Here is an 8633-nt window from a genome sequence, read left to right as displayed (position 1 = left end):
CTACTTAGCAGTAGCCCTTAATGCGCTGTATGCCAGCTGGACGACAGCTGTGCTGGCACGTGAGTGGATTAATGGGCTACTTAGCAGTAGCCCTTAATGCGCTGTATGCCAGCTGGACGACAGCTGTGCTGGCACGTGAGTGGATTAATGGGGTGTGGCTTAGCCACACCCCTTAATGCGCTATTTTGCCGGCTTTTGTAAAAAGCCGACGTGAGTGGATTATGGGGGATGGCACAGCCATCCCCCTTAATGCGCTGTTTTGCTGGCTTTTGTAAAAAGCCAAGTGGACGACAGCTGCGGTTGGGCGTTCACCCCATCGGGATTGCACCCTTCGGGACGGTCACGAGCCCCGCATCCCATCGAACTCGTTATCCGATGGGCTATGAAGTAGTATATTCAGTCAGCAGCTGCTTACAGAGCAAGCAGCTCTGTCCATCAGGAAGGGACAGAGCCTCACAGAAGAGATTTGGAGCGCATCCAGAGCCTAAGGGGATGAGGCTACAAGAACACAAACGGAGATAGATGAGATTGTGGCTGGGCTGTATGGTCTGAGCAGTGAGGACTTGAAGGTCGTGGATAGGTTCTTGGAGGTGTGGTAGGTAGGATGCCCTCAAGCAGGAGACCTTAATAAAGTAGAGAAGGCTGTAAAAAGAGCTCAAGAACATCAAAAACCCTAAAATACACATACATACACACTGTGGAGCATGGCAACAAAGACCATCAGCATCTGTGAGGAAGCATATGAGAGGCTGAAGAGCCTTAAGACAGGAAAGGAGAGCTTCTCTGATGTGATACTCAAGTATTATCCCAAGAGAAGGAACATCAAGGAGATACTTGCAGCACTTGAGCCCAACCCAGAGCTTGCAGATGCCATAGAGGCTGGCTTGGAGCCTCACAGGATGGGCAAGAAGGAGGAGTGAACCTCATGCCAGTGATGGACACATCATTTCTGGTGGGGCTGGTGAGGAAGGAGGCTGCAGCAATGGAGCTTCTCGATGATATGATTGGTGCAGGTTTTTCATTGAGCACCACAGAAATAAGCATTCTTGAGCTCTACAGAGGAGCTCACCTCTCCTCAAAGCCCAAGGAGAACTTAGACTACATCAATAAGACAATCGAGCCATTTAATATAATCAATGTGAGCAGAGATGTATATGATGTGTTTGGCAAGCTCTCTGCAAAGCTAAAGAAGGAGGGCAGACCGATGGGTGAGTTTGATGGGCTCATAGCAGCTCTGGCTCTGTGCTATGATGGCATGATAATCAGTGGGGACGAGCACTTCAAGCATTCCTTGAGGTGTACACATGAACGGGGCATCCTCTCTCCAAACCCATAAATATAAGGGGAGGATGTGAGACAGGGCAAGAGGGAGGATTGCATAAAGCTATGCAACGTTATGCAAAGCCAAAATCAACAGACGGCAGCGCAAAATATCGCACAACCCTCTATCTTGAGAGGGGGTTAGTGGAGCGAGTGGAGGATGCATATCCGAGTGTGTCGCGCCTGATAAACGATATGCTGCGGTCGTTTTTAGAGGGGCGGGGGTTGCCCAGCCAGGTCAAAGGCGCAGGGCTTAGGACCCTGTCTCGTAGGAGTTCGTGAGTTCAAATCTCACCCCCCGCACTACAAAGCACAAAAACCCCACAAACTTCCCCTCAAGACGTTGTACTGCCCGAGTATGCCACGCCAAGCATCACCCACAGCTTAACGAAGCTGGCACGTGAGTGGATTATGGGGGATGGCTGTGCCATCCCCCTTAATGCGCTGTTTTGCTGGCTTTTGTAAAAAGCCATCTCGAATCGATGACCATGTCCGAAACCACGTTGAGGATGGCGGCGGGAATGAAGATGAGCCACACCCAGAGCGCATACAGAAATACCCTTTCCACCGTTTCGAGCATCCATCCTTGAATCAGGGCTACTCATGCCCATCGGAAACCACACAATACCTTTTTAAGGGGGATATCCAGTGGGATGTGGTGGTGTGGTGATGTTGTGAGCACCCTGTCCGAGTTTGTGCACAGGTACTACATAGACCCCATCGTGTACGATACGGGATACAACGTCGTAAACACCCTCACATGGGCGCTTGTTTTGGGGCTCTCGCTGTTTGGTGTGTACAGGCTGCTAAAGAGGCTCGGCGTGCGCATAGACAGTGGGTTCATACTGGCGCTTGCACCCTACATCGCGATGGGCTCACTGCTCAGGGTGGTGGAGGATGCTCGCATCGTGCTTCCACCCCTGAGCTATCTGCTGATAACGCCTCTGATATACTTCGTGGTGTTTGCAGTTGCCATTGTGCTGCTCGCCGCGTGCGTCTTTGTGTGGGGCGGCATCTCCAGACGAACGAGAGTCGTCTATGGGTTGTGTGGGGCGGTTTTGGACATCGGCCTTCTCTCCCTGCTGCTCCACACTGCGTCTGCCGAGGCATGGGTGCCCATGGCAATCGTGGGGCTGAGCATTGTGGCATTCTTGGCGGTGTTCGTGGGCATGCGCCCATTTACCACCCTCCTGCTCAGCCCCATCAATGCAGCCATCGTGTGGGCACACATGTTCGATGCCTCCTCCACGTTCGTCGGTATAGACTTTCTGGGCTATGTAGAAAAGCACGTGCTTCCCACGCTCATCATCGAGCATGTACACACGGCGTTGGTGATGTATCCCCTCAAGCTGGGCATCTACCTTCCCGTGCTGTACCTCATAGACGTGCACATGAGGGATGAGGGGCACGACTTCATACAGCTGCTAAAGCTCACGCTGCTGGTGCTCGGGCTTGCCCCAGCGATGCGAAACACCCTGAGGATGACGCTTGGTATATGACGCTTGGTATATGACGCCCAACCCTTAAATGCCAGGAAGGGAAAGAAGATGACGATGGATGACAGATGGCTCATCGAGATGCGAAAGGGCTTTTTAAGATTTATAATCCTGAGGATAATAGGCGAGAGCCCAGCCCATGGATACGAGATTATAAAGCGGATAAGCACCCTGACGCGAGGAAGATGGGAGCCATCTCCTGGCTCGATATATCCCATCCTCTCGCTGCTGGAGTCGAGGGGCTACATCACCTCGTGCGTTGATGGAAAGCGAAAGGTGTACACCCTCACTGAGAGAGGAAAGAGTCTACTCTCGAGAGTCAACGCTCACATTCAGCAGATGCACGAGGAGATGCTGCTGCTGTTTGGAGATGTGCTCTCTGAGGAGGCTACCGAAAGGTAGCCTCAAGCTTCATCCGACTTTGAGCCCTCATCTGCCCCGAGCATCTCTTCAAGGGGGGTATCACCCCATCCCGTAATCACCATGTTCACCTGAACGATGTCTGGGGATATCTCGTTTCCTCTGAAGGTCTTCCTTCTTCTCAGCCCTCTCTTAGTGGGTCTGAACCCAACACCTCCAGCCACCAGCACCCTTCTTCTTACCTGCCCAGGGATATCTGGTCTCATGGGAAAGCCATCTGCATCCGTGCCGCCCGTGAGCCTGAGGGTATATCCAGAAAGCCCGAGGAGCTCGCCACTCACCTCCTCCCCTATTCTCTTGCCTATGAGGGCTCCAGAGCCGGGTTCAGAGAGCTCCAGATTGTATGCCCTTCCAGTTCGGGGATCAGAAACCACTACCTTGAAGTCCACCATATTAACAGCACCTCGGATTTGAGTGTCGCCACTGCCCAATACATTGACCCCGATAAATACCTTTCCCCACCTCATAGGTGTTGATTACTCCGTAATCAACAGTTGCTTACGAAGTAAGCAACTATGCCAAAGCATTTATAACACAGAAAATAGGTTGCCTTGGATGGTGCACATAGCGATTGTGGACTATGGTCTGGGAAACCTGCGCAGTGTTCAAAACGGGCTTTTGAAGGCTGGTGGAGCGCGTGCCTTCATCACAGTCAGCCCAGAGGACCTCGTGGAGGCAGATGGAATCATACTTCCCGGCGTGGGGGCGTTCAGGGATGGCATGAACAGGCTCTCCCCGCTGATGAGGAACATTCTGGATGTTGCCCATGATGGCAAGCCCATGCTGGGCATATGCCTTGGAATGCAGATGCTCTTCACAGAGAGCGAGGAGGGCGGGGTGCATCTTGGACTGGACCTCATTCCGGGAAGAGTGGTGAGGTTCGAAGGGGAGGGAAAGGTGCCCCACATGGGATGGAACTCCATCCACATAACAAGACATCACCCCCTGCTCGATGGAATAGAGGACGGAACATACTTCTACTTCGTGCACTCTTACTACGGAGCTGCCCCACCAGCACACGAAATCGCAGCATGCCAGTATCTTGAGCGCTTTTCTGCAGCCGTGCAAAACAGGGAGGGCAACGTGGTGGGCACGCAGTTCCACCCAGAAAAAAGTGGGGATGACGGGCTTAAGGTCCTCGCAAACTTCATAGAGATGTGCAGAAGATAGCTTTCAGAATAGCTTTCAGAATAGCAAATTTATGAATGCTCGGTAGCAATGCGTGAGCAAACGCAAGAAACCCGCTCTAAGGAGTTCCATTACTCCATATAGTTAAAATTGAGATATGTTGATTACGGAGTAATCAGCAGTAAACAACTCATTCAAGAACTGCTGGGGCGTAAAAGCGGTAAAACGACTTTATACTCATGTTGCAATGAAAGATTTGAGGAAAATAAGGAGCTGGATTTGATGAGTGGTGGGGAGGATGGGTAGGTTCGTATATACTGCTAAAGAGGATAACATGAAGTTCGTATCCCCTCCATACTGGGACAAAATGCGAAGTTCATATCTACTAAGTTAGGCGTAATCGGACTTCGGCGAGCAAACAAATTTAATATGAGTATCAATTATGATATATGATGACGTATAGAGAGAAAGGTGATTAGGATGAAAAACACTGGAGAGGTTTGATAATATCTCTAATAGGACTTGCGCTTTGGATTGCTGGGAGCACGTTTGAAGGCATCGCAAGAGGATTAGCTGGAGAATCGTTTTTCATAGCAAGAGGCGTAATGGGTATTGGATTCTTTTTAATCTTCTTCGGACCCATTTTCTTCTGGATTAGTTTACCCTTAAAAGATAGGTGGTACGAATCGCATACAAAAAGGTTTATTGCTGTTGTCATCCCACTTATTTTATTTCTATTGCTCATTTTTGGAGCAGTAATTTCGGATATCATTTACGAGCCTCAATTACCAGTATTCTTTTAACACAACAGTTGAAGGTAATAAACTTATTGTAGATATTCAGCGTATTTCCAGCGGTGATTTGCCTGATGACTTAACTCTTAAGTTGTTTAATCCAGATGGAGAACAAGTAGATTTCGAGTATGTTCCAAATAGTGATTTAAAAGATGGAAAGGAAAGAGTAGAATTGAGTCTGGCATATTTTGGTGCTCCATACACATTGGTTATAGAAAATGTTAGGGATGAGGTGATTTATCGGAAAGAAATATCGGCACCAAAATTTGGAGAAGTTCCTTATTTGATTATCAAAGATAGTTTGATATTGCCATCAAACAAAGTGGAGGAGTGGCATAAGATGGAAATAATAAACTATACGATGGAAGTTGAGGAAGGATGGGTAAATAAGTATGAGATAGATATTGATATTTGGATACGTAATACTTATAATTTGCCTGTAGACTGGATAGAAGTGGATGTTGAATTTATAAACGAGTGGAATCAAACATACATTGAAACCGACATCTGGTCTCAATTTATTCGACCTAATGAGACAGCCAAGACATATATTCACACGGCTGGGGAATATATTCCTCAGATAAAAGAAATCCATGTTTGGGGGTACGAACATCAGCCGTGAGGGATTAAAATGGCAGAAGAAGCAAAAGGTAATCCTCGTGCTGCATTGCTTGAAGACTATTACAGAGTAATAAAAGAAAATGAGGAGTTTTTGCATAGGAATGCGGAGGAAACATATGGAGAGGTTATAGACCTGATAAACGATGTTATAAATTACATGATATTGGAGACGGAGAAAAAAGAAAGCAAGGAGGATTACGTTAGAAATCCTATGTCTTTTTTATAGAGCTTAGATTAATGTTGGAAACTATGACAAAATGTTATTTTGCTGGCTTACATCCTAATAGAACTTTGTTTTTTGAAGCAAAGCTTGAATTGCTTGAAAAAGAACAAAAAAGCATATCTAAATTATTGGAAGATTTTGGGAATAAAATAGAATTGGAAGGTGAACCCATTGCCCTATGGGGCAAACTCTCAAACGATTGGGTTCATCCAAGGGGAATTGTAAAGAGAGTAGTAAATGAAATAGTTGAAAAATCAGATGTCCCTTCTTGGGCTTGGATAATACCTATGAATTATTCAGAGAGCGACTTGGATACTATCAAGGAATTAGGTAAGCGCATATCTCAGTTTAGAAAGTTATTAAAAGCTCCAATGGAGAATTACAAACATATAAGCTGGTGTTAAATATGAAGTGGAAGACTCACACAGCTATAGCAAGAGCAATATCTAAGTCACTAAATTTATCGAAAGATTTAGAAAAAGCATTATCTCAAGGTTCGATTGAACCAGACAAGTATCCTGACAAAGTCTTAAGGGTGGGAAGGAGAGGGAGGGTATACATGGCTCGTGCAGCACACCATGATCCTGAGTTGGAAGTAATAATGAGACATGTATGGAATGCAAGATTATCTTACTTAAGTGGAAACAGCATTCAGGCAATGAAGAGCCTATGAAGAGCCTTGCACTACGTTCAGGATAAAAGTGTTTCAAAGGGATTTCTTGGTATATCACATAATGCAAAGGAGGAAGAATTATCTCACCAACCTATTTCAGAGGATGCCATTAAGAGAGGTATTGATATTGCCGTTTGTTCACCTCACTATGTTAAGAAGATCATTAAGAGCGTTAAGCCGAGAAAGAATATAGATGAGATCATGAATCAAGCATGTATGTGCTCAGCGGCTATAGCAAAGGCAGTGGCTGGAGAGAGAACACCATCAAATGAGTTAGTAGAGAATTTTAAATCTGCTAAAGAGAGATATCGCAAAAGGACAATCCCGATAGCCATAGGAACCTTTGGGATATTTTTGATTGCATCCATCATCATGCAAAATTTCTTGTATATCATATTCGGGATTTTGGCTGGATATATCACACAAAGATTAGACTTTAAATATCATTATTTAAAAGAGGAGACAAAGTGGTTTGGAATCAAATAAGGACTATGAGAGACCTTAAGCCCACCTTTGTCCAACTACGGTCACTGTCGTTCCCTACGCCTAACAGCAGACATACGGCTCCGCTTTGCTCCGCCCAAATGCTCACGGCTACGCCTCGCACTTCGTATATCTGCAAAACATTGTGCGAAATCGCCCGAAGCCCTTTAAAGGAAAATATTATTACGGCAAGATGTAATATGGCGAAACAATGAACAACTGGGCAAAAATAATCATTGGCGATAGCAGAAAAATGATTGAAGTTAAAGATGGCAGCATAGATTTAGTTGTAACTTCACCACCTTACTGGCATATTAAGGATTACGGTGTTGAAGGACAAATCGGATATGGACAAAGTTTGCATGAGTATTTGAAGGATTTGTATAAGGTGTGGAAGGAATGTTATCGGATTCTCAAACAGGGAAGAAGATTATGTATAAACATCGGCGATCACTTTGCCCGTTCAATAATCTATGGAAGATATAAAATAATACCCCTACACGCAGAATTCATAGCCCAGTGTGAAGATATTGGCTTTGATTATATGGGTGCAATCATCTGGCAGAAGAAAACCACCATGAACACCACAGGTGGAGCAAATGTAATGGGTTCATACCCTTATCCACCAAATGGAATGGTTGAAATAGATTACGAATTTATACTTATTTTCAAAAAACCGGGAAAAAGTAAAGGGGTTCCAAAAGATGTTAAAGAGAAATCAAAACTAACAAAAAAAGAGTGGAAGGAATATTTTTATGGGCACTGGTATTTTGGTGGAGCAAGACAGATAGAACATGAAGCAATGTTTCCCGAAGAATTACCAAAGAGATTGATAAAGATGTTTACCTTTGTTGGTGATACAGTTCTTGACCCCTTCCTTGGAAGTGGAACCACTGTAAAGGCAGCTTTAGAGCTTAACAGGAATGGTATTGGTTATGAAATAAATAAGGAATTTTTGGACATAATTAAAGAAAAACTTGGCTTAAATCAAAGTTTATTACAGTTTAGTGAAAATATCCAAATAATCAAACGACAAACTGCGGTAGATATCGACGGAGTAGATTATATTCCGCGAATTAAAGATGCTAAACCCAAAATAGACCCTAAGAAATTTAATTTCAAGAATGACAGGCTTTACAGAGTTGTGGATATTGTAGACGAACACACAATTAAACTAAACACGGGATTGCTTGTTAAATTTCTGGGTGTAAAAGTAACTAAAAAAGAAGACGTTTTGAGATATCTTAGAGAATATATATTGAAAAAAGAGGTATTTTTAAAATTTGATAAATGTGCTGTTTTGGATGAAAACACTGTTGAAGCATATGTTTATTTGAAAAATAAAATCTTTGTGAATGCTTACCTAATCAAGTCCGGTATGGCTGAAGCAGATAAATCAAAGGATTATAAATACAAGGTCAAATTTATGGAGTTAGAAAGGAAGGTGTAAATATGGCCAAAGAATGGATACTAAA

The 8633-nt window shown here is 44.7% G+C and carries 13 protein-coding genes and 1 tRNA gene; 12 read left to right on the top strand and 2 right to left on the bottom strand.

What is annotated here, in order from left to right:
* Nucleotides 1-704: 704 nt before the first annotated feature.
* The 5 genes from BP07_RS00165 (at nt 705) to BP07_RS00145 (ending at nt 3218) form a co-directional block, all read left to right on the top strand.
* Nucleotides 705-920, top strand: a complete 216-nt coding sequence (locus BP07_RS00165) for an antitoxin VapB family protein (RefSeq protein ID WP_052353039.1) — start codon at nt 705-707, stop codon at nt 918-920.
* Between the two features lie 5 nt (nt 921-925).
* The gene (locus BP07_RS00160) at nt 926-1336 is read left to right on the top strand and encodes a type II toxin-antitoxin system VapC family toxin (RefSeq protein ID WP_157203001.1); all 411 of its coding nucleotides are present in this window, start codon (nt 926-928) and stop codon (nt 1334-1336) included.
* A 202-nt stretch (nt 1337-1538) separates the two neighbouring features.
* A tRNA-Leu gene (locus BP07_RS00155) sits at nt 1539-1623 on the top strand.
* 350 nt (nt 1624-1973) lie between these two features.
* Nucleotides 1974-2819 (top strand): DUF63 family protein, encoded by an 846-nt coding sequence (locus BP07_RS00150; protein ID WP_042684156.1) that lies wholly within the window; start codon nt 1974-1976, stop codon nt 2817-2819.
* A 54-nt stretch (nt 2820-2873) separates the two neighbouring features.
* Entirely contained in the window at nt 2874-3218 is a 345-nt protein-coding gene (locus BP07_RS00145) for a PadR family transcriptional regulator (RefSeq protein ID WP_211247017.1), read from the top strand.
* Nucleotides 3219-3220: 2 nt separating this feature from the next.
* Here the strand turns inward: BP07_RS00145 and BP07_RS00140 are convergent, their stop codons facing one another.
* Nucleotides 3221-3628: a 30S ribosomal protein S6e gene (locus BP07_RS00140; RefSeq protein ID WP_042684151.1), complete on the bottom strand. Its 408-nt coding sequence runs from the start codon at nt 3626-3628 to the stop codon at nt 3221-3223.
* Nucleotides 3629-3791: 163 nt separating this feature from the next.
* On the opposite strand from BP07_RS00140, the gene hisH reads away from it, so the two are divergent.
* A complete protein-coding gene (gene hisH, locus BP07_RS00135; RefSeq protein WP_042684149.1) occupies nt 3792-4406 on the top strand; it encodes an imidazole glycerol phosphate synthase subunit HisH in 615 nt (204 codons plus the stop codon).
* 433 nt (nt 4407-4839) lie between these two features.
* Here the strand turns inward: hisH and BP07_RS08680 are convergent, their stop codons facing one another.
* Nucleotides 4840-5136: a hypothetical protein gene (locus BP07_RS08680; RefSeq protein ID WP_157203000.1), complete on the bottom strand. Its 297-nt coding sequence runs from the start codon at nt 5134-5136 to the stop codon at nt 4840-4842.
* A gap of 89 nt (nt 5137-5225) precedes the next feature.
* On the opposite strand from BP07_RS08680, the gene BP07_RS00125 reads away from it, so the two are divergent.
* The 6 genes from BP07_RS00125 (at nt 5226) to BP07_RS00105 (ending at nt 8608) form a co-directional block, all read left to right on the top strand.
* Nucleotides 5226-5780, top strand: coding sequence for a hypothetical protein (locus BP07_RS00125; protein WP_042684144.1), 555 nt, complete (start codon nt 5226-5228; stop codon nt 5778-5780).
* 9 nt (nt 5781-5789) lie between these two features.
* On the top strand, nt 5790-6005 hold the full coding sequence (locus BP07_RS00120) for a hypothetical protein (RefSeq protein WP_042684142.1): 216 nt from the start codon (nt 5790-5792) through the stop codon (nt 6003-6005).
* A 65-nt stretch (nt 6006-6070) separates the two neighbouring features.
* Nucleotides 6071-6406 (top strand): hypothetical protein, encoded by a 336-nt coding sequence (locus BP07_RS00115; protein ID WP_157202999.1) that lies wholly within the window; start codon nt 6071-6073, stop codon nt 6404-6406.
* Nucleotides 6407-6408: 2 nt separating this feature from the next.
* Nucleotides 6409-6675: a hypothetical protein gene (locus BP07_RS08675; protein ID WP_157202998.1), complete on the top strand. Its 267-nt coding sequence runs from the start codon at nt 6409-6411 to the stop codon at nt 6673-6675.
* A gap of 6 nt (nt 6676-6681) precedes the next feature.
* On the top strand, nt 6682-7161 hold the full coding sequence (locus BP07_RS00110) for a hypothetical protein (protein WP_042684136.1): 480 nt from the start codon (nt 6682-6684) through the stop codon (nt 7159-7161).
* Nucleotides 7162-7369: 208 nt separating this feature from the next.
* Nucleotides 7370-8608: a DNA methyltransferase gene (locus tag BP07_RS00105; protein ID WP_042684133.1), complete on the top strand. Its 1239-nt coding sequence runs from the start codon at nt 7370-7372 to the stop codon at nt 8606-8608.
* Nucleotides 8609-8633 lie beyond the last annotated feature (25 nt).

It is taken from the genome of Methermicoccus shengliensis DSM 18856 (assembly GCF_000711905.1).
Taxonomy (GTDB): domain Archaea; phylum Halobacteriota; class Methanosarcinia; order DSM-18856; family Methermicoccaceae; genus Methermicoccus; species Methermicoccus shengliensis.
This window is presented reverse-complemented; position numbering and strand designations above follow the sequence as displayed.